13 protein-coding genes and 2 pseudogenes are annotated in these 20,380 nt (G+C 28.0%); 5 read left to right on the top strand and 10 right to left on the bottom strand.

Annotated elements, in window-relative coordinates; all coding sequences use genetic code 11:
- Positions 1-11 precede the first annotated feature (11 nt).
- Together CSPB_RS02875 and CSPB_RS02870 are read left to right on the top strand one after the other, a co-directional pair.
- A complete protein-coding gene (locus CSPB_RS02875) occupies positions 12-617 on the top strand; it encodes a DedA family protein (protein ID WP_089193073.1) in 606 nt (201 codons plus the stop codon).
- Positions 604-2,634 carry an ATP-dependent helicase gene (locus CSPB_RS02870; protein WP_033916386.1) on the top strand — a complete coding sequence of 677 codons (2,031 nt, stop codon included), beginning with the start codon at positions 604-606 and terminating at the stop codon, positions 2,632-2,634. The genes CSPB_RS02875 and CSPB_RS02870 overlap by 14 nt, the downstream gene beginning before the upstream one ends.
- Positions 2,635-2,644: 10 nt before the next feature.
- Here the strand turns inward: CSPB_RS02870 and CSPB_RS02865 are convergent, their stop codons facing one another.
- The 5 genes from CSPB_RS02865 to htpG form a co-directional block, all read right to left on the bottom strand.
- Positions 2,645-3,886: an ArsS family sensor histidine kinase gene (locus CSPB_RS02865; RefSeq protein ID WP_089193072.1), complete on the bottom strand. Its 1,242-nt coding sequence runs from the start codon at positions 3,884-3,886 to the stop codon at positions 2,645-2,647.
- Positions 3,883-4,563 carry a response regulator transcription factor gene (locus CSPB_RS02860; protein WP_033916388.1) on the bottom strand — a complete coding sequence of 227 codons (681 nt, stop codon included), beginning with the start codon at positions 4,561-4,563 and terminating at the stop codon, positions 3,883-3,885. Before CSPB_RS02860 ends, CSPB_RS02865 begins: the two co-directional genes overlap by 4 nt.
- An 81-nt stretch (positions 4,564-4,644) precedes the next feature.
- Positions 4,645-5,694 (bottom strand): type II asparaginase, encoded by a 1,050-nt coding sequence (locus CSPB_RS02855; protein ID WP_404813382.1) that lies wholly within the window; start codon positions 5,692-5,694, stop codon positions 4,645-4,647.
- Between the two features lie 100 nt (positions 5,695-5,794).
- The gene (locus tag CSPB_RS02850) at positions 5,795-6,514 is read right to left on the bottom strand and encodes a thioredoxin domain-containing protein (protein WP_089193070.1); all 720 of its coding nucleotides are present in this window, start codon (positions 6,512-6,514) and stop codon (positions 5,795-5,797) included.
- Positions 6,515-6,568: 54 nt separating this feature from the next.
- Positions 6,569-8,410 (bottom strand): molecular chaperone HtpG, encoded by a 1,842-nt coding sequence (gene htpG, locus CSPB_RS02845; protein ID WP_089193069.1) that lies wholly within the window; start codon positions 8,408-8,410, stop codon positions 6,569-6,571.
- 194 nt (positions 8,411-8,604) lie between these two features.
- Here htpG and rseP point away from each other — a divergent pair, with 194 nt between their 5' ends.
- From rseP to CSPB_RS02830, 3 genes are read left to right on the top strand one after another with little or no spacing between them, the layout of a single operon-like run.
- Positions 8,605-9,717, top strand: a complete 1,113-nt coding sequence (gene rseP / locus CSPB_RS02840; protein WP_089193068.1) for an RIP metalloprotease RseP — start codon at positions 8,605-8,607, stop codon at positions 9,715-9,717.
- Positions 9,717-10,373 (top strand): YggS family pyridoxal phosphate-dependent enzyme, encoded by a 657-nt coding sequence (locus CSPB_RS02835; RefSeq protein ID WP_089193067.1) that lies wholly within the window; start codon positions 9,717-9,719, stop codon positions 10,371-10,373. The genes rseP and CSPB_RS02835 overlap by 1 nt, the downstream gene beginning before the upstream one ends.
- Positions 10,370-11,143 carry a 3'(2'),5'-bisphosphate nucleotidase CysQ family protein gene (locus CSPB_RS02830; protein ID WP_089193066.1) on the top strand — a complete coding sequence of 258 codons (774 nt, stop codon included), beginning with the start codon at positions 10,370-10,372 and terminating at the stop codon, positions 11,141-11,143. The genes CSPB_RS02835 and CSPB_RS02830 overlap by 4 nt, the downstream gene beginning before the upstream one ends.
- Here CSPB_RS02830 and CSPB_RS08980 read toward each other — a convergent pair.
- The 5 genes and pseudogenes from CSPB_RS08980 to CSPB_RS02810 all read right to left on the bottom strand — a co-directional run.
- Positions 11,136-11,903, bottom strand: a pseudogene (locus CSPB_RS08980) (sodium:solute symporter family transporter); the annotation flags it as partial. The gene CSPB_RS02830 and the pseudogene CSPB_RS08980 overlap by 8 nt on opposite strands.
- A gap of 279 nt (positions 11,904-12,182) precedes the next feature.
- Positions 12,183-12,824, bottom strand: a pseudogene (locus tag CSPB_RS08975) (sodium:solute symporter family transporter); the annotation flags it as partial.
- 86 nt (positions 12,825-12,910) lie between these two features.
- Positions 12,911-16,363, bottom strand: a complete 3,453-nt coding sequence (locus CSPB_RS02820) for a bifunctional proline dehydrogenase/L-glutamate gamma-semialdehyde dehydrogenase (RefSeq protein ID WP_089193064.1) — start codon at positions 16,361-16,363, stop codon at positions 12,911-12,913.
- Between the two features lie 95 nt (positions 16,364-16,458).
- The gene (locus CSPB_RS02815; RefSeq protein ID WP_089193063.1) at positions 16,459-18,261 is read right to left on the bottom strand and encodes a dynamin family protein; all 1,803 of its coding nucleotides are present in this window, start codon (positions 18,259-18,261) and stop codon (positions 16,459-16,461) included.
- Positions 18,255-20,345, bottom strand: a complete 2,091-nt coding sequence (locus tag CSPB_RS02810; RefSeq protein WP_089193062.1) for a dynamin family protein — start codon at positions 20,343-20,345, stop codon at positions 18,255-18,257. Before CSPB_RS02810 ends, CSPB_RS02815 begins: the two co-directional genes overlap by 7 nt.
- Positions 20,346-20,380 lie beyond the last annotated feature (35 nt).

Here is a 20,380-nt window from a genome sequence, read left to right as displayed (position 1 = left end):
AAAGATTAGTTTTGCAAGATATAATAAATTTCATAGTTCAAACCGTTGGTACTTGGGGATATGTGGGTATATTTTTTATGATGTTTTTAGAAAGCTCTTTTTTTCCTTTTCCAAGCGAAGTTGTTATGATACCTGCTGGATATCTTGCACAAAAAGGAGAGATGAGCTTTTTTATAGCTTTTTTTATGGGAGTTGCTGGATCGCTAAGTGGAGCAATTTTTAACTACTACTTATGTTACTTCTTTGGAAGAAATTTAATAATAAAATATGGAAAATACATAGGAGTAAACGAAGAAAAAATGCAAAAATTTGAAGCATTTTTTAATAAACACGGAGAAGTTTCTACTTTTACTTGCAGATTAATCCCTGGAATTAGACAATACATAAGCCTTCCTGCTGGACTAGCAAAAATGAATATGTTTAGATTTTGCTTATATACAACCATTGGAGCGGCTATTTGGGTTTTTATACTTATGGTTTTGGGATATTATGTTGGAGAAAATGAAGAACTTATAAAAGAGTATTTACATATCATAACAATTATGCTTTTAATAGCAGTTGCTATAATAATTAGTATTTATCTTTACATAATAAAAAGAAAAAATGCCTCTAAGTAAGTTAAACAAAGAGCAATATGCTGCAGCAACTGCCCCAAGTGGAAATTCTCTAATAATAGCAAGTGCAGGAACAGGTAAAACTTCAACTATAGTTGCAAGAATAGCTCATCTTTTAAATTTAGGCATAAAGCCAGAAAAAATACTACTTTTAACATTTACAAACAAAGCCTCAAAGGAGATGATAGAAAGGTTAAATAAATATTTTAATAAAAGCATTACATCAAAAATACTTGCAGGAACTTTTCACAGCGTTTCATATAATCTTTTAAAGTCTCTTGATAAAAATATTGTATTAAAACAACCAAATGAACTAAAAATACTATTAAAAAGCATTGTTGATAGACGCAAATTTGACCATATAAGCGACACAAAACCATATAGCGGTGCGTATTTATATGATGTATATTCGCTATATCAAAATAAAGTTCTTGATGATGATTTTTGCCAGTGGTTTTGCAAAAATTACGAAGATCAATCTGCGTATGCTGAAATTTATGAAGATATATTAAAAGAATTTGAAGATGAAAAAAAGAAATTTGGATATGTTGATTTTAACGATTTATTAATAAAATTTAGAAATGAACTAAAAAAAGGAGCTAAGATATATTTTGAAGAAGTTTTGGTTGATGAGTATCAAGACACAAACACACTTCAAAGCTCACTAATAAACGCAATAAACAAAAAAAGTCTTTTTTGTGTTGGGGATTTTGATCAAAGCATTTATGCGTTTAATGGAGCAAATATTGAGATAATAGGCGGTTTTAAAGATAACTACAAAAATGCACAAATTTACACGCTAAATACAAATTACCGCTCAAGCTCATCGATACTTTCATTAGCAAATAAAGTAATATCAAATAATCCACGACTTTATGAGAAAAATCTAAGCGTAAGCAGGGATGGTAAATTTAAGCCCCCTACTTTGCTAGTTTATGAAGAGCTTTTTGCACAATATAGCAATATTGCTGAGATTATTTGCAATAGTAAATTTTCACACGAAAATATAGCTATAATTTTTAGAAATAACTCAAGTGCAGATGGATTAGAAGTTGCGCTAAAAGAGCGCGGAATAAAATCAAAAAGAAAAGGCGGCATTAGCTTTTTTGAAAGCAAAGAGATAAAAGCTCTAATTGATATCATCTCCATTTTTGTAAATCCAAAAGATGTTATGGCTTTTATAAATCTTTTTGAGTATGCAAAAGGCGTAGGAAATGCATATAGCAAAAAAATATTTGACACTTTGTTAAAATTAGGTCATGGAAGTGTAGTAAATGGGCTTTTAAATCCAGATACTAATGTAAATTTAAAAACTGGGAAAATTCAAAATAAACAACTTGGACTTTTTGATGATGTAGATGAATATAACGATAAATCAAAATTTAGTAAATTTAATTTCGATGATAAATTTATAAATAACCCAATCTTGAATGATGCAAAAATGAGCGAAAGTGGTGCTGTGTTTTTATATGAGCTAAGACAATGTTTTATCGATTTGCATAACTCAAACAACGCTTTTATGGCTATTAATACAATTATAAAATCAAAAATTTACTCTATCATAGTTGAGCTGTTATCAACAAAAAGAGCAACGCTAAAAAACGGAAGCATAGATAAAGAATTAAAAGATAATGCAAAAAGCAAAATTTACTCAAAAACAGAAGTTTTAGTAGAGCTTTCAAAAACATACACAAGTATTGATAAACTTCATAATTTCATAACCCTTGGATCAAAAGAAATGAGTGAAGGAGAAGGCGTAAATTTACTCACTATACACGCAAGCAAAGGGCTTGAGTTTAATCTTGTTTTTGTGGTTGATTTAGCACAAAACCGCTTTCCAAATTTAAAACTTATGAATATGAGCGGAAGTTTGGAAGAAGAAAGAAGACTATTTTATGTAGCCGTAACTAGAGCTAGAGACGAACTCTACTTAAGTTATGCTAAATTTGATAAAATTCGTAAAATCGAATACAAACCAAGCCAATTCTTAATAGAAGCTGGAATGGTTAGACAATATTAATATTTTAAATTTAATCCACCAATAATTTATCAAAATCATAAAAGCAGAAAATATTCATATTATTTTTGTATTTATAACCAAGTTTTATTCCATGAGCTTTTAGTATGCTATCTACTATATATAGTCCCAAACCAAAACTTTTTGTGGCATTGTTTCCTTGTGTAAATGCTTCTAAATAATATTCTATGGAATTATCAAGTCGTTTTCCGTCATTGCAAAATTTGATAGTATTTTTATTTACAATGATATTTACATGTTTATTTGTTGAATACTTTATAGCATTATCTATCATATTTTTTACAGCAGTAGTAATAAGCTTAAAATCAACATTTATAGTTATATCATCTAATATATTAAGAGTATAGTTTTCTTTATCAATCATCGCCATATCAATAGCTTCATCCATTATATCATCTATCTTAAAAGGATTTAAGTTACCTATACTTGAAGTAGATGCAGCTCTTTCAACAGCAGCAAATTCATTTATCAAATTTTCTAGCTTTTCAAACACATTTATAAGTCTTTCTTGATACTTATCCTTTTGTATCATTTCAGCAGTAATCCTACCTTTTGTGATAGGTGTTTTTAACTCATGCATAATATTTCTTAAAAAAAGTTGCCTTGATGAGTTTAATTTTTTTATCTGCATAACAGCCATATAAAAAGCATCTGCAACTTCGGAAATTTCATCGTTTCCAGTTTTGACATTTTTTATGTCAAGATCACCTTTTGCAAATTTATCTATTTGCCTTTTTAATTTTCTTAAAGGTTTAATTTTTCTTAAAATAAAAGTATAAGCTATCAAAAGTATAAGTATAACAGCACCTAAAATCAGTTTTACTATCACATATCTATAAGGTTGATAATCATCATCTTGCAATAAAAAAGTTTTATCATTCACAATGATTTTTAAAAAATTTCTCTTTTCATATACTAAAATCGCAGCAGTCCCTAGATCTTCTGAAATTTCTTGCAAAACATTTGCATTTTTTATGATATCATCTACTAATTTTTGATCTTCCATCATAGGCATATCTATATTTGACATCTGTTTTTCATAATCTTGTTTAGAAATCATATTGTTAAGATAAAAAATTGTTACTCTTGTAACATAAGAATATTTATTATTAAGTTCTCTTGTATAATTTTGTTTATCATAGTTTATAAGCCACAAAAACAGCACTAATATACAAATTATTGATAAAATATAAACAAAAGTAATAGCGTAAAATATAGAAGAGCGATTTTTCATTGAACCAACTTATAACCAATACCTCTAACAGAATGGATATATTTTGGCTCTTTATGGCTATCTCCAAGCTTTGTTCTTATTCTACCGATTATAACATTTATACTTTTATTTGTTGAGTCTTCGCTTATAGCATCGCAGTTATAAACAAGCTCTTCTCTTGTTATAGCCCCTCCTTCTTTTTTTATAAGATACGCTAAAATATCATACTCTGCATTCGTAAGATCAAGTTCTTTTCCTTTAAAAAGTATAACATGCTCAAATTCTTTTAAAACAATATCTTTATCTATATTTTCTTTTGAGTTTTCTTGTAAATTTACACTTTGTCTTCTTAAATGACTTTTTATTCTAGCACACAATTCTTGTGGATTATATGGTTTTGGTAAATAATCATCTGCTCCATTTTCAAGTGCTACAACTTTATCTGTGATATCATGTCTTGCACTTGAGATAATAATAGGAATATTATGATTTTTCCTGATATCTTTACAAACATCAAGTCCATCAATTCCAGGTAAAGTTAAGTCCAAAATAAGTAGGTCAAATTTAGATACATTTAGCGTTGATATGCCAAGATATGGGTCGTCTATCGTTACAACCTCCATATCATATTGAGCTAGATACTCTGTTAAAATTTCAGCTAACTCTAAATCATCTTCAATCATAAGTATTTTTATCATTATCAACCCTTTTTTTTGATATAAATTATATCAAAATTGGATTAATAACTGTTTATAAGGGCGAATTTTTCGCCCTTAATTTTAGTACATTTTAAACATCTCTTGTATTTTATTTACATCGTTTGTTTTTGTTAATGCAAGCATTAAAAGAACTCTAGATTTTTGTGGATTTAAGCTATCAGCTGTAACAAAACCTAATTTTTTATCATCAACTTCTGCGCCAACACTAGTTGAACCAGAGCCAACCCTAGAACTTCTTACAACTACAACCCCTTGTTTTGCTGCATTTGCTAGAGCATCTTGAACCCCTGTTGAAGGATTTCCATTTCCCATGCCTGCCAAAATTATACCTTTTGCACCATTTTTAACAGCTAAATTTACGAAATCAGCACTATCATTTGCATAAGCATAAACAATCTCTACTTTTGGTAATTTATCTAATTTTGATACATCAAATTCGCTATCAACGCTGTGTTTTCTAGCAGGAGTTAAAAGATAATCAACTATACCATAATTTACTGAGCCTATTTTACCTGAGTTTGGAGATTTAAATGTAGCAACATTTGTAGTATTTGTTTTTGTTACTTCTCTTGCAGCATGAATCTCATCATTCATAGCAACCAAAGCACCTTTATTCATACTAGCTTTGTCCATAGCAACATTTACAGCATTATAGATATTTAATGGACCATCAGCACTTAGTGAAGTTCCTGATCTCATAGCACCAACAAAAACAACAGGTTTTTTGCTCTTCAAAGTTAAACTTAAAAAGTATGAAGTTGCTTCCATAGTATCAGTTCCATGCGTAATAACAATACCATCAACATCATTTGTTTTCAATAATTCATTTACTCTTTTTGAAAGCTTTAGCCAAATTTCATTATTCATATCTTGAGAACCTATGTTTGAAATTTGCTCACCTTTTATATTTGCTATTTCATTTATCTGAGGAACTGCAGCTATTAGTTTATCAACTGTAACAGTTCCTGATTTATAATTACCAGATAGTGCACTATCACCACCTCCTGCTATAGTTCCACCTGTAGCAAGTATATAAATTGTAGGTTTTGCAAAAACCATAGAAACTCCTAAGCACGCAACAAGCGCGGCAACTCTAAGTAATTTCATAATTACACTCCTAAATTTAAGATATTATTAGTAATTAAAACTAATTCTTGAGCATAATTATAACATAAAATTTAAATTTTTAATTTAATTTTCAAAATTTATTTTACTTCTCTATCTCAAACATAAAAGGCACACCTTTTACAAGTCCTTTTGAGAAAATTTTCTTAGCATCAAAAAATACTTTTTGCACCTGTTCATCACTAGCCATATCATCAGTTACAGTAGTATTCGTATCATAATATTTACTTATTAAATCTATAAAAGCTTTTTGGTTTGATGGATCAATATTTTTTGATTTCTCAAGCATAATAGCTGATTTTATAAAAGCACTTTTTCCATGAACTGGAGCAAAAATCATCTTTAAATTTGCATTTCTAAGATATTTTACAAGCCTGTCAATTTCTTTTTTACAATACGGACACTCTGGGTCTGTTATCATATAAATTGTTTTTTTATTGTCTTTATAAAAAGAATTTATGCTTATAAACCTATCTTGTGGGATAGTTTTTAGTATCTCAAAAACTTCTTTTTGAACCTTATCTTCTATAAATTCAACTTTTTGATCATACAACTTTTTATCATTTTTATCTTTTAAAAAAGCATTTTTTACATAAAAGAAATTTTTACCACTATCATCGCTTATTATGATATCTTTTTGATTACTATTTTTATCCATCAAAACTACTAAATTTGATTTAGGTATGGAATTTAGTCTGTCAACAGAAACTATGTCATAAGTTGGAAAAAGATTTTTTAAATTTTTTTCCAATTCACCTCCATTTAAAATCACACTTAAACATAAAATAAAAAATATATTTTTCATAACAAGCCCTTATAAATTTAATCATAAGGGCTATTTTAGCATAATTTGAGTTTTTTATAAAGCTTTTAGTATTACTTTTGAAAGTGTTTTAGCAAATTCATTTGGATTTGATATATTCATACCTTCACTAACCTTAGCCATATTTAAAAGTAAATTTGAGATATCATTTATCATGATTTGATTTTCCTTAAGTTTTAAAAATATTTCATGATTTGGATTTATTTCAAGTATAGGTTTTATTTCAGGCACATTTTGCCCCATTTGTTTTAACATCTGTTGTGTTGCAAAATCTGGATCATTTTTATCATAAACCAAACAAGCTGGAGAATCTTTAAGTCTTGAGGTTACTTTTACATCTTTAATTTCATCTTTTAAGCATTCTTTTAGTTTTACTACAAGTTCTGCGTATTTACTCTCATCAATCTTCTCATCTAAACTAACCTCATCATCAGCATTTTGTACAGGTTTTATAGGTGTTTTATCATATTCATATACCATTGGCATAACAATGCTATCTATCTCATCATCACAAATCAATACCTCTATATTTTTTTCATTAAATGCTTCAAGAAGTGGTGAGTTTTTAAGCATTTTATCATCTTTACCTGTTATGAAATATATAGATTTTTGATTTTCTTTCATAGAATCTTTGTATTCTTTAAGAGTGATATATCCATCTCTTGAGCTTGATTTAAACAGAGTTAAATTTAATATATCATCTTTGTTTGCACCAAATCCATATAACCCCTCTTTTAAAACTTTACCAAAAAGTTTATAAAATTTAATGTATTTTTCTCTATCATTTTTAAGAAGTTTTTCTAACTCGCTATAAATTTTCTTAACACTCGCCTCTTTTACACTTCTCATTATAATGTTGTCTTGTAAAATTTCGCGACTTACATTTAAAGGCAAATCTTCAACATCAATTATGCCTTTTACAAATCTTAAATGTGTAGGTAAAAGCTCTTTTTCATCATCTGTTATAAAAACTCTTTTTACATATAACTTCACACCACTTTGATAATCAACCCTAAACAGATCAAAAGGCTCAACACTTGGAACATAAAATAGCGTTGTGTATTCTATCTTTCCTTCTGCTTTTGTATGAATATACATAAGTGGATCTGTACTATCGTGAGAAATTTGTTTATAAAACTCATTATAATCTTCATCTTTTAATGAACTTTTGCTCATTTGCCAAAGAGCACTAGCTTTGTTTATTTGAGTATTTTTGCTCTCATAATGACCTTCTTTTTCACCGTCTTTTGGTGCTATCCATTCTTCTTTATCCATAAAAATAGGATAAGGAATGTGGTTTGAGTATTTCTTTATAATACCCTCTAATCTATATGTTTCTAAAAACTCATCATCGTTTAAATATAGTTTTATAGATGTTCCATGCGTTTCTTTTGAAGATTTTTTTATCTCATAATTTTTAGCATCACTACTCCATTCATAAGCTTCATCGTTTAATGCTTTTTTGCTAGTTACTTCTATTTTAGAAGCCACCATAAAAGCTGAGTAAAAACCTACACCAAACTGACCTATGAGATTTGAATCTTTTTTAGCATCACCACTTATTTGACTTAAAAAACCTTTAGTTCCACTTCTTGCAATGGTTCCAAGGTTATTTATAAGCTCATTTTCATCCATTCCTATACCATTATCACTTATGATTAGAGTTTTCGCCTCTTTATCTATAGAAATTTCTATCTTTGAAGTATAGTTAAGAGATTTATATTTATCGTCTGTTAAAGTTAAGTAATTTAGCTTATCTAAAGCGTCACTTGCATTTGATATAAGCTCTCTTAAAAATATCTCTTTGTTTGAGTAAAGAGAGTGAATCATCAAATTTAAAAGATCATTTACTTCTGTTTGAAATTCGTGTTTTGACATTTGTATTCCTTTTGAAATTTTTAGCAGATTATAACAAAGATTGACAAAAATTGCAATATAATGAGAAAATATATTTAGAAAACTTGATAGTAACTATATCAATTTAAAAAATATTTATTTAATTTTTGCCAGTTAATGCTAAATTTATTAAAAAATGCTAAATTTATATATTATTTTTTAGTAGGATACAAATTTTGAAAAGCATACTTTTTACACTAACTATTTTATTATTAGGTTTTTGGCATTATGGAGCTAATTTCTTAGCAACTATACTAATAATCTCATTTTTGATATTTTTTCATGAGCTTGGGCATTTTTTAGCAGCAAAAAAGCTTGGTGTTCATATAAATGTTTTTAGTATAGGTTTTGGAGAAAAGATATTTTCAAAAAAAATCAAAGACACTACTTATTGTATAAGCGCAATACCGCTTGGTGGATATGTGCAATTAAAAGGTCAAGATGATACAAATCCAAACAAAAGAAGCGATGATCCAGATAGCTATAACTCTCTTTCTCCACTTGAGCGAATTTTTATACTAGTTGCGGGTCCATTTTTTAACATATTTTTAGCATTCTTATTATACATAGCATTAGGACATATTGGTGTGCAAAAATTAGCCCCAGTTGTAGGCAATGTCCTTGAAAACTCAGCAGCACTTAGTGCAAATATACAAAAAGGCGATAAAATATTAGCCATAGATGGCATAGAAGTTAAAGAGTGGGATGATATTAGCAAACTAGTCTCGTCAAATCCTATGCATATAAATATACAAAGAAATGGTGTTATTTTAGATGTTTTATTAACACCAAAGATAGGCAAAACCTACACTATATTTAAAGAAGAAATTCAAAAACCACTCATTGGTATTTCTCCAAGTGGCGAACTTACTACACTTTATCACACTGATTTAAGTTCACTAAGTTACGCACTAGATGAAACTCTGCAAGCATCAAAGCTTATTTTTGTTAGCCTAGAAAAACTTATAATAGGCGTTGTTCCAATCAAAGAACTAGGTGGCATAGTTGCAATGAGTGATATTACTTCAAAAGCTGCTAGCATTAGCCTTTCGGCACTACTTATAATAACCGCACTAATATCTGTAAATTTAGGCATATTAAATCTTTTTCCAATTCCAGCACTTGATGGCGGACATATACTTTTTAATACCTACGAACTTATATTTAAAAAACCAGTTTCACAAAAAGTATTTTCAATGCTAACTTATGGCGGGATGGCTTTTTTGTTTGCACTTATGGCATTTACAATCATGAATGATATTTTTCGCTTGGCTGGAGGTTATAACTGATGAATTACCAAGAAATTTTAGAAAAAATTCAAAATACAAAAGATAAATTTAGCCAACATAACGAAATAAAATTAATAGCAGTAAGCAAATATGTAACATCAAATGAAATTATAAATTTATATAATCAAGGTCAAATTGAATTTGGCGAAAACAAAGTTCAAGATTTAAACAAAAAGATGAGTGAACTTGAAAAATATGATATAAAATGGCATTTCATAGGCTCGCTTCAAAGCAATAAAATAAATCAACTCATTTCGCTCCGCCCTACGCTTTGGCAAAGTTGTAATTCGCTTGAACTTGCAAAAAAAGTTGATAAAAGATTAGATTACAAACTAGATACACTTCTTGAGATAAATGTAGCAAACGAAGATACTAAAAGTGGGATTGATACAAATAAAGCACTCGAAGAATATTTGCAAATTCAACAAGAATGCAAAAATCTAAATATGTGCGGTGTCATGAGTATAGGCGCAAATAGCGATGATTTAAATTTAGTAAGAAAAAGTTTTGAAGATACTTATAAAATTTATGAAAAACTAAAATCAAACGGGGCTAAAATTTGCTCAATGGGAATGAGTAGTGATTTTGAACTAGCTATAAAATGCGGCTCAAATATGTTAAGACTTGGAACAATACTTTTTAAAGATATGAGATGAAAAGTGAATTAAATTTAGCCATAAAAGCAGCAAAACTAGCTTCACAAAAAATTATGTGGTACAGACAAAATGGATTTAGCAAATATAAAAAAACAGATGGAAGCATAGTAACTGATGCAGATATTGCAGCAAACGAAATTATAGTAAAAATGTTAGAACAAACAGGCATTGACATCTGTTCTGAAGAGATTGATAATACAAATAAAAATAACAACACTTTTTGGTTAATTGATCCTCTTGATGGCACATCTCATTTTGTAAAAGGCGAAAACGAGTTTTGTATATTAATAACACTTATAAAAAACAATAGGCCTATCTTAGGTGTGATTTATTTGCCAATGTATGATAATTTTATGAGTTGTGATGGAAAAGAAGTTTATATAAATGATGAAAAATTAAATAAATTTAGAGTTGATATATCTCCAAATATTATGCTTTTAGGTAGCCAAAAAGAGCGTATAACAACAATAAAACAAGATATCATAGAAAAATTTAAAACAGAAATCATTCATATTGGCTCTGGCATTAAGTTTTATAAACTTGCACTTGGAAATGCCGGAATGTTTTTGAGAAATAGAATTTCGCATTCTTGGGATATAGCAGCAGGTGATTTGATGGTAAATGCAAGTGGCGGCATAATGGTAAATTCAAAAACTGGGGAACTTTTGAAATATAACGCACCAAAATTAAAAAATGAACCATATATGGCACTAAGCAGAGAAAATGCCCATAATATAGAGCATTTTCTAAAAATTTTAAAAACTATTTAATGTTTTCCATCATAGTATCAAAAGCTTTTTTAGTTCCTTCTCTTGCTGGTTGAGTTAAACTAACAAGGACTATAACCACACTAGCTGCTAAAAATCCAGGAATTATCTCATAAAGAGGTAAATTTAAAGCTTCAGATAAGTAATTTTTCCATACAACTACAACCACAGCCCCAGTAATCATACCAAATATCGCACCAAGTCTTGTCATTCTTCTCCAAAACAAAGAAAACACTATAACACTACCAAAACTTGCACCAAATCCAGCCCAAGCATAAGAAACTATATTTAAGATACTTGAGTTTTTATCAAAAGATATGATAAAAGCAATTAGTGAAACTAGCAAAACTCCGCCTCTACTTAGTATCATAACTTGTTTTTCAGATGCATCTTTTTTAAATACTCTTCTATAAAAATCTTCTGCTATTGTCGAACTTGACACCAGAAGCTGAGAACTTGCAGTGCTCATAATAGCTGCTAAGATAGCACTTAAAAGCACTCCAGCTACCCATGGATTAAAAAGAAGTTGGCTCATTACGATAAATATTTTTTCGGGATCTTGCAAACTGATGTTAAATTTATTTATATAAGCAATTCCCAAAAGCCCCATTACACAAGTTGCAAATAAACTAATAAACATCCAAGAAATACCAACACTTGTTGCTACTTTTATATCTTTTACCGAGCGAATTGACATAAATCTAACCAATATATGAGGTTGACCAAAATATCCAAGACCCCAAGCAAAAGCTGAAATTATGCTAATTACAGAAACTCCATCAAACAAAGTAAGTCTATTTTGTGTAATTTTTTGTTTTTTTAATAAATCCAAAAGATTTTTTAAAGCAACTTTATCGTTTGAATTTACTGCATTATCTAAATTTTGTATAAACTCTTTTACATCTATATTTTTACCTTTATTTACTATTTGCATATCTTTTGCATTTAAAAATGCTGATTTTATACCATCTATATCTGTTTTTATGGTGTTTATATCACTATCTTCCATTTTTTGTATAATTTGAGGTATATTTTTTTGATATAGTGCTATTTGAGTTCTAGAATCATCGGAATTTTTTATGTATTTCATAGCTTCACCAAAACCGCCTATTTGATAAAGCATTACAATAGCTACAACAATCAAAGCACCCATCATCAAAAGTCCTTGCACAAGATCTGTCCAACAAACAGCTTTATACCCACCAAAAAATGTATAAATAACTATAATGACCGTTCCTGTTATCAATGCGTTGTAATACTCAAGACCAAATGTTGCCTCAAAAAGTTTTGCCCCTCCAACTAATCCACTTGATATATAAATTGTAAAAAATATAAGTATAACAATAGCACATATAACTCTTAAAATATGACTATCATCACTAAATCTAGTCTCAAAATAATCAGGAATGGTAATAGAATTATCAATCACACTAGTATAAACCCTTAGTCTTTTTGCTACAAACATCCAGTTTAATGTCGCACCAACAGTTAATCCTATGGCTATATTTGCTTCTATTAAACCACCTGCATATAAAGCCCCTGGTAACCCCATCAAAAGCCAGCCACTCATATCGCTAGCTCCAGCACTAAGTGCTGAAACTACTGGACCCATAGAGCGACTTCCTAAAAAATAATCCTCTGCTGTTTTATTTTGATTATAAAAATAAAAACCTATTGCTAACATTCCCAAAGAATATATAACAAAAGTTACAGCTATTGGTAAGTTTATATCTACTGATTCCATATTTTTCCTTTTTGATTATTTTATGCTTATTTAAAATCTAGTGCTCTAACACCTAAATTTCCATATCTATGAAACGACACGCTTGTTGATTTTTCATTATAATAATAAAGCAACTCAAAGCGACCATTTAAAAGAGGTTTATTTCTTATAATAATCTTTGCCAAAGCACTTGCTTTTTTATAAATTTCATTACAATCTCCATGATATCTAATTCGTTCATAATCTTTAAAATCAGCCTCTTTTACAAACTCAATGTCAAAAATATCTTTATGTTGTTTTATAAATTTGATATCTTCATTTTCATATTTATAGCTTATAGCTGTTTTTACGCCCGAAACCTTGGCAGCAATTAAAACAAGAAGCATATCTTTTAAACTATCATTTTCATCAACTATATATAAAAGTGATTTTATATTTTTATAAGCAAATAAATTATCCTCTCCTCTTACAGAAATATACTCTTTTTCTTTACTAAACTCATTTTCATAGTGATAAACATAGCTTTTTGCAACATCTAAGATATCTTTATCTATACTTAAAGATGCAAGAGTAGTTGTAAATTCATTTTCTTTTAAATTTACATCTACTTCGTCTTGCGATATATCTAAAAACTGAGTTATATAGTTATAAATTCCAACCTTCCTACCATATCCTATAGCTGATTTTTTAATACCACCAAAAGGTTGGCGAAGAACTATAGCTCCTGTTGTAGGCTTATTTATATAGATATTTCCAACTTCAATATTTTCTTTATAATACTCCCACTCTTTTTCATCAAGACTTTCTAACGCTCCTGTTAAACCATAGCCAGTTGAGTTTGCTATATCGATGGCATCTTTTAAATCATTTGCTCTCATAACGGTTAAAATAGGTGTGAAAAGCTCACTCATATGAGTAAAATCTCCTTTTTTTGTGCCATATTTTATGCAAGGCTTCATTATAAACTCATTATTGTTTATAAACTCAGGTTTTAACGCCCATGATTCATAATCTTTTAATTCACTTAAAGCTTTTTTAACTTTACTACTTGGCTTATCTGCGAGTGTACCAATTTTATTTTTAAACTCAAATGGATCTCCAGTAGCCATCGAAGAAGCTGCATCAACCAAAGTATTTTTAAAATTCTCATCATCATAAACTTCATTTTCAAGTATAAGAAGAGATGTAGCTGAGCACTTTTGCCCAGAGTTTGAAAAAGCTGAGTGAATTATATTTTTTATAGCACTATCTCTATCTGCTGCTTTTGTTACTATAGTTGCATTTTTACCGCCAGTTTCAGCACTCAAAATAATTTTAGGATTTTCTTTTAAGATATTATAAGCTGTATCTTCGCCACCAGTTAACACACAAAATTTAACCAAATCATCTTTTAACAAACACTCACTTACCATTTTACCTTTTGTTGGCAAGTATATAAGTGCGTCTTTTGGAATGCCAGCTTCCCAAAATATCTTACAAATTTCATATCCGGTTACACTACTTAATGAAGATGGTTTAAATACCACTCTATTTCCAGCAGCAAGCGGTCCAACTATTGTTCCAACAGGAATTCCTATAGGAAAATTCCAAGGAGATATGGTTACACTAATGCCTTTTGGTTTAAATTTAGTTTTTGGATTTTGCTTTTGAAGAACTCTAAGAGAGTGTGGATAAAACTCTATAAAATCTATCGCTTCACTTATCTCAGGATCAATTTCTCCAAAAGTTTTACCAACTTCAAGAGCTGCTATACCTAAAAGCTCGCCTCTTTTTGCTCTAAAAATTTCAGCCGCCCTACTTAAAATTTGATATATTTCCTCAAAACTAAGCTCACTATATTTAGAGTTTTTAGCCATATCTAAAGCCTCATATATACCTTGTTTGCTAGCTAAACTTATCTTTGCTATGAGTTTATCGTTGATTTTATTTCTTACTTCTAAAATCTCATCACTATGTAAAGGTTTATTTCCCATAGCAGCTATCTCTACTGCGTCTAAATTTGTATATTTTTCTTTTATCAAATTTGCTAATTTTCTATTATTTTGCAAAATAAAATCAGTATCTAATTCATTAACAAAAATATCAGTTTTCGATATTTCACTTTTTATCACAGGCTCTAATCTATTTTGTTTTCTTCTAGTGGTATTATCTAATGCTTCAATACCTTTGAGAGAATTTAAAAATATCTCTTTTTGAATTTCCCAGTTTTCATCACCAACCTTAAGATCAAAAAAGTATCTCATGAAATTATCTTTGGCGGTATTTTCATCAAGTCTTCTCACAAGGTAGGCTATGGCATTATTAAAATGCTCTTTATCACAAACTGGTGCGTATAATATAAGCTCGTGAAGTTTGCTAAGCTCAAAACTTGTTTGCAAACTCATACCCTCTAACATCTCAAAAGTAAAACTATCAATAGCATTTGATTGAGATATAAGCGTATAAGCGTGAGCTATTTCAAATATATTATGACTTGCAATACCAATATTTATATATTTATAACGCTCATTTTCTAATATAAAATAAAGCATTTTTTTATAATTTGAATCAGTATCTACTTTTTTATCAAATGTAGGAAGAGCCCAGCCTTTTTGAGATGCAACAGTTTCTTCTGCTTCCATATTTGCACCTTTTACAAAGCGAATTTTTATAGGCTTACCACCATTTTCAACTCTTTGTTTTGAAAACTCGAAAAGATCTTGCAAATATTTAAAACTATCTGGAATGTAAGCTTGCAAAACAATACCCGCTTGATAATCTGGATATTTTGATATAGCCTCTTTAAAAGCCTCTGAAGTTAGCTCAAGATCTCTATACTCCTCCATATCTAAGTTTATAAATTTAGACATATTTTGTCGTTTTTGCTCACTTATAGCTAATTCATATAAATGTGATAATCTTTTTACTATCTCTTTTTTAGAATAATCAAAATCAATAATGTTTATTTGAGAAAATATGGTTGTTATTTTTATAGAAATATAACTTATAAAATCAGATTTTATCGCTTCTTCATACTTTTTAATTCTAAAAGCAGCCTCACCTTCTCCCAAAACTTCTTCGCCGATGAAATTTACATTTAAAGTGATATTTTCTCTTCTTCTATTTTGTATATGTGGTTTTAAAACGCTAATATTTGCATCTAAAACCATATCTTTTGTATCTTGCCTTATATGATCTATAAAAAATGGTACACTTATGCTAGGTACTAACTTTCCAAAATTTAAAAAAGAAAATAACAAAAACTTCTCATAAGGACTAAAAAAGTCAGCAACTCCGTATTTATCAAAAGTTTTCTTTATCAAATCAAAACATTTTGATGGATCTTTTGATCTAAAACTTCTATCAAGAAGTTCAATGAGCATAACTTTATTTTTGGGATTTACAAGTAGTTTCTTCATTTTTTCATGAAAAGATTTTTCTTTTTGGCTTATGCTGCTATTTACTTTATTTTGAAGTTCTTGTGCTAATTTTAAAGAATTTAAAACAACATTTTGTTTCATATTTTTTTCCTTTTAAACTAAATTTTAAAAAATATAGCAAAAGGAATTTTAAAAATATTATAAGTTTTTATATTAATATTTTTTTAAAAGTAAACTTATAAAATAGATTTTAAGCCATTTAGATAGTTAATATTATCTAAATTCTTATTTTTTAGTGAATTTATGTAATCTAAATTTTTATTATTGATGATTACAAATTTACTCATTAAATCATCTACATTCTTTTTTATAAAAGTTTTATTTCCTATAAGATCGTTTTCAAACTCAAAATAGTTCAAATTTATCAAAATTCTAGATAAAATTTCATCTTTTTTTGGATAATAAAGACTAAAAGTAACTGGGTCACTTTCATAATCAGATATAAATCTTTGAATTTTATCAGATAAAAACCAAACGCTTTGTTTTATAGCACTCTCGTAATTCGTAGCTATTTTTATGGTGATTTTATCAAAAAATAGATCATTTTTTTCATTAAATTCAAAAACAGCTTTTTGATAATCATTAAAAAACAAAGATACAACTTCGCTTGCAAATTTTCTTATATAAGCAAATTCTACATCTGAGTGCAAATTATGATTTTTTCTTATGCTTTCAAATTCTCCCTTATACATTAGTATCTCGTTTTTAAACTCATCAAGCAAAATATCGATATCAGATTTTATTTTCTCATGAAAAGAGTTTAGTTTTAATCTCAATTTTTTAAAAATTTTACTTAGCTTATCATCTGAATATATAAGAGAAGATAAGACTTTATCGCTATTTAAAGTTGGAGCTGTATAGACAATTTTTCTAATTTTTGAACCAATTATATTTTTTTCTTCTACAAAATAAGCTCTTTTTTCATCTTCTATATAAGTTGAAATTTCATCACTTACCAAGTTTGCGATATCTTTTACTTGTGCATAAAAACTCATAAATTCTTTTAAATAGTCTATTAAAAATGTCTGTATTTTTTTATCAAAATTGTATAAAAAATCATTTAAAATAGATGAAAGCTTTTCATAAATTTTAATAAAATACTCATACTGCTCTTGTAAATTTACATTGATTAACTCAAGTTCATTTTTTATAAAATTCTCTTTTTTATTTTCGATATCTTTACTCAAAAACTCTTTTACTTCTACAAAACCAGAGCTCTTTTCATTTTTTAACTCCATTTTTGCAGATATTGCTAAAATTGTATCAAATACTTTACCATAAATGGATTTTGAGTGCATTAATACATTTTCTATCTCTTCTTTTGTTAATTTATCCTTTTGATTTAGCAAACAAATAGAATTTTTTCTTAAATTTTGTGGTATAAGATTTAGCTCTTCAAGCTCACTTTTTCTGCCGGCATTGTCAATCAAAGTTATCCATATAATAGCTCCAACTTTATTTAAAATATCCATTGTTTCACTAGTATCTGCATCACTTATAGAATTAAGTCCTGGTGTATCTACAAAAGTAATGTATTTTAAAATTTCACTATTTGAGTAAATGCTTAAAAATTTCACATCTCTCATCTCTTTTCTTTGATCTACAAATTCTCCTAAAACACTTACATCCATATACTCTTCTCTATTATCATTATATGTTGCTTTTAACATAGGAAAAGAGTTATATTTTATAAAAGTTGGCTTTGCGGTTACTGGCACAACTCCTGTTGGTAAAATGTCAAACCCAAGAAGTGTATTTAAAAAAGTAGATTTTCCGCTACTAAACTGACCTATTACGGCTATTTGCATAGGCTCATATAAAAGTGCGTTAAGAGAGTTTAGCTTTAAACAAAGCTCAGAACTTGGGTGTAGTTTTGGCTCAAGCAAATGTGCTTTGTAATTTTTAAATTTTCCTTCAAAATCACTTTTAAAACTTAGAATATAACGCTGTTTATACTCTTTTATAAATTCTTCTAACACCCGTTTATCCTTGCACTAATCATATTTATCAAATCAAGATTTTGCTTTATTTTTTGCATATCATAAAGCGAATTTTTAGATGTATTATTTATGTTAGAAATTCTATCTTTTAATAATAAAATTTTTTCTTCTAAAGAATTTTTTTTGATATTTATAGCATTTTCGAAATATATCTTAAAATCTTTTGTATAGTTATCAATGAGTTTTAATAAAGATTTTTTTATATCCAAAAAAGATAAAAACTCATCAAAAAGGCTTTGGATATCATTTTGCATATTTAAACTTTTTGTTTTTATTATTTTTGAAAGCTTGGAATTTAATAAAATATAATCAGGTTTTATAAAGTTTTCATCAAGATAATTTTTTATATCAAAAAAGCCTATTTTACTATCATCAAAAGAGTTTATTTTAAGTGAAATTTGCTTAGAAATACTTTCCATATCTTTTGCTACATTAAATTTAATATCCCTAAAAAGATCTAAGAGCAAATCATCAAACCCGCCTTTTACTATGTTAAAAATACGATCAAAATCCACCTTTTTTCTATTTTTATTTGAGTATTGTATATCACTTATAACTCTATCTTTTAAAATAATTGAAATATTTTTTATGTGTGAAAATGCTGATAAATTTGAATAATCAAGCTTTTTAAGATTTTCATTTAATAGTAAATTTACCTGTTTTATATCATTATTTAAAATATCTGTTTCTTGCTCTAGTTGTAAAATTTCTTCACTAAATTTAGCATCATCACAACTAATCATACTAAACTCACGCTCAAGTTCATCTTTTATATATGAGATTGCATTATTTAACTCTTTTTTATAATTAGATAAAATCATATTTGATTTTAAGCTTTTTTCTCCAAAAAGCATTGTATAAAGATAATTTTTTATATCTTCTATGCCATTTTTGTTTATACCATTAATAGCGAAAAATTTGATATTATTTACCAAAGATAAATCATAACCATCATCTTGAAGTTCTTTTGTAACACTATCTTTTGTATATTTGATAACATCATTTAACTCATATTTGTCAAGCAAATCAATATGAGTTAAAACTATCATGAAATTATTTGCTTTACCATAAGCTAAAAAGTTTTTTATAAAACTAATATCTTTTTTTGTAACGCTTTGAGCTGCATTCATAAGGTGAATAACAAAATCACTCTCATGCATAAATTTTTTAGTTAGCTCCTCTCTAAGCACTATAGCATCATCAAGACCAGGGGTATCTACTATACAAATACCATCTTTTAAAATATCAGCACAAACCCCAATTTCTACCATCTTTACAAATTTACTAATATTTTCTTTCGCAGTTGTATAATTTTTAAGCTCATCAATACTAACACACAAATCTTGCCTTGCTTTACCATGCTCAAATCCTAGCTCTTTTAACTCATTTTCATTCCAAAATTTAACTTTTGCATAAGGCTCGTTAGAAAATTTTAAAAAACTAAGATTGGCGGTTTCTGGTATATTTGCTGTTCCTAAAACATTAAAATCTAGCAAAGAATTTAGCATAGTGGATTTTCCGGCATTTATAATACCAGTTACTGATATAAAAAATTGTGCTTCGTTTGCATTTTTAAAAGCATTTTCAAGTAAATTTATCAAATTTTTGTTTTTAGTAATGTTTTTCATCTCATAAAAACATTCATTTAAAACGCTAATATTATTATGAAAAATATCACTTTTTTGCGTAAATTTAAATATATTTTCATCGTTTATAAGTTTTAATGATTTTAAAAAATGAGTAATCTTATCTAAATAATCTATATTTATAATGCCGTTTTCATAGAGTTGTTTTAAATTTAAAATAACTTCATTTCTTGATATTTTTAAATTTTTTATAGAATTTATGATGCCTATTTGTGCAAATTGAATATCATAAAGATTTGTTTTTAAATTTGAATTTTTTAAAATTGTGCAAAAAGATTTTAAAGAAAGATATCTATCATAATTTTTATCACTGCAAGATAAAAGCACAGCGCTCTCTTTTGAATTAAAACTAAGTTCTACTGAGTTATCTATATAAAGCTTATTTATACCCCAAATTTCGCTTAAAAAAGCATCCATAAAATTCCCTGTCAATATAAATATGGTTATTTTAT

The organism is Campylobacter sputorum (assembly GCF_002220775.1).
Classification (GTDB): domain Bacteria; phylum Campylobacterota; class Campylobacteria; order Campylobacterales; family Campylobacteraceae; genus Campylobacter_F; species Campylobacter_F bovis.
Note: the sequence above shows the minus strand (reverse complement) of the source record. Positions and strands in the feature narration are given on the sequence as shown.

Excerpts from the sequence above, each read along its gene's own strand:
- CSPB_RS02870 (WP_033916386.1), top strand. The coding sequence starts at position 604 with ATGCCTCTAAGTAAGTTAAACAAAGAGCAATATGCTGCAGCAACTGCC.
- CSPB_RS02865 (WP_089193072.1), bottom strand. The coding sequence starts at position 3,886 with ATGAAAAATCGCTCTTCTATATTTTACGCTATTACTTTTGTTTATATT.
- CSPB_RS02860 (WP_033916388.1), bottom strand. The coding sequence starts at position 4,563 with ATGATAAAAATACTTATGATTGAAGATGATTTAGAGTTAGCTGAAATT.
- CSPB_RS02850 (WP_089193070.1), bottom strand. The coding sequence starts at position 6,514 with ATGAAAAATATATTTTTTATTTTATGTTTAAGTGTGATTTTAAATGGA.
- htpG (WP_089193069.1), bottom strand. The coding sequence starts at position 8,410 with ATGTCAAAACACGAATTTCAAACAGAAGTAAATGATCTTTTAAATTTG.
- CSPB_RS02835 (WP_089193067.1), top strand. The coding sequence starts at position 9,717 with ATGAATTACCAAGAAATTTTAGAAAAAATTCAAAATACAAAAGATAAA.
- CSPB_RS02830 (WP_089193066.1), top strand. The coding sequence starts at position 10,370 with ATGAAAAGTGAATTAAATTTAGCCATAAAAGCAGCAAAACTAGCTTCA.
- CSPB_RS02820 (WP_089193064.1), bottom strand. The coding sequence starts at position 16,363 with ATGAAACAAAATGTTGTTTTAAATTCTTTAAAATTAGCACAAGAACTT.
- CSPB_RS02810 (WP_089193062.1), bottom strand. The coding sequence starts at position 20,345 with ATGGATGCTTTTTTAAGCGAAATTTGGGGTATAAATAAGCTTTATATA.